This is a genomic window from Streptomyces sp. URMC 123, assembly GCF_051386515.1.
In the GTDB taxonomy this organism is placed as follows: Bacteria; Actinomycetota; Actinomycetes; order Streptomycetales; family Streptomycetaceae; genus Streptomyces.
Window position 1 is genome coordinate 1 of record NZ_JBPQTV010000736.1, and the last position, 352, is coordinate 352.

Here is a 352-nt window from a genome sequence, read left to right on the forward strand (position 1 = left end):
AAAACTTGGCCACAGATGCTCGCGTCCACTGTGCAGTTCTCAAGCAACGACCAGCCACCCACCACCCCGCCCAAACAGGCGAGTTCACTGGGGCCGGCGTACCGAAGACCCAGCCTCACGGCCGTGCCCTCAGACACCCAACAGCGCGCCCAACCCGATCCAGCAGTTTCACGTTCCACGCCGAAGCAGTACTAGTGATCCCACCGAACCGTGCCGAATAGTCAACGTTCCACCCATGAGCAACCGTGCAAGACATTCGCTTGCAGTCGGCTATGTGCTCCTTAGAAAGGAGGTGATCCAGCCGCACCTTCCGGTACGGCTACCTTGTTACGACTTCGTCCCAATCGCCAGT

General features: G+C 59.4%; 1 rRNA gene. It reads right to left on the bottom strand.

Annotated elements, in window-relative coordinates:
* Positions 1-285: 285 nt before the first annotated feature.
* Positions 286-352 (bottom strand): 16S ribosomal RNA (locus tag ACSNOD_RS31840); the annotation flags it as partial.